General features: G+C 62.8%; 1 protein-coding gene. It reads left to right on the top strand.

Annotated features, from left to right (window positions below; all coding sequences use genetic code 11):
- Positions 1–133 precede the first annotated feature (133 nt).
- Positions 134–819 (top strand): IS21 family transposase (locus tag AC3IFE_RS01610; RefSeq protein WP_489189395.1); only part of this gene is annotated, 686 nt, incomplete at its 3' end.

Here is an 819-nt window from a genome sequence, read left to right as displayed (position 1 = left end):
GGTTTGACGACAATTACCTTGGCCGGTGGGGAAACGACGAAGGCGGCGTAGCCGCCGTAGGCGCTTCCCCACCGGCGGCGCCGGACGGATGGGGTTTTAGGATGGCTGATCGTCTTCCAAAAGAAGAACAGCCATGCCCGGAACCTACATTACGGACCAGCAGGTCCGCCTCTATATGAACAAGCGCAAACATCACACCCAAGAAGTCGCAGCGGCCATGGCTGGCATGAGCGTTCGAACGGCGCGTCGAATCGAGCGCGGTGCGCCGCTGCCGTCGCAGAGAGCGTCGAGAACGTGGCGCACCCGATCCGATCCGTTCGCTGACGTCTGGGAGACGGAGGTGGTGCCACTGCTGCGCCATGCACCGCGTCTGAAGGCTGTTACGTTGCTGGCCAAGCTGCAGGAAGCTCACCCCGATCGGTGTCCGGATAGCATGCGTCGAACGCTGGAGCGACGCGTCAGCCAGTGGCGCGCAATTGAGGGCCCGAGCAAAGAGGTCTTCTTCCCTCAGGAGCATCTGCCCGGCGTGCAGGGGCTGTCGGACTTTACCGACATGCGCGATCTCCGTGTCACGATCGCCGGCGCGCCGTTCGATCATCGGCTGTATCACTTCGTGCTCGCGTTCTCGCATTGGGAATACGCTGGCGTTGTTGAAAGCGGCGAGAGCTTCGAAGCGCTGTCTGGCGGCTTGCAGAATGCGCTCTGGCAGGCTGGCGGCTGTCCGCGTGAACATCGCACCGACAGCCTGTCGGCGGCGTTCAAGAACCTGCAGCAGGAAGAGGACTTCACCGCTCGCTACGCCGCGCTGCTCGAGCATTA

Source organism: Burkholderia sp. APQ4-4ca (assembly GCF_057837105.1).
This window is presented reverse-complemented; position numbering and strand designations above follow the sequence as displayed.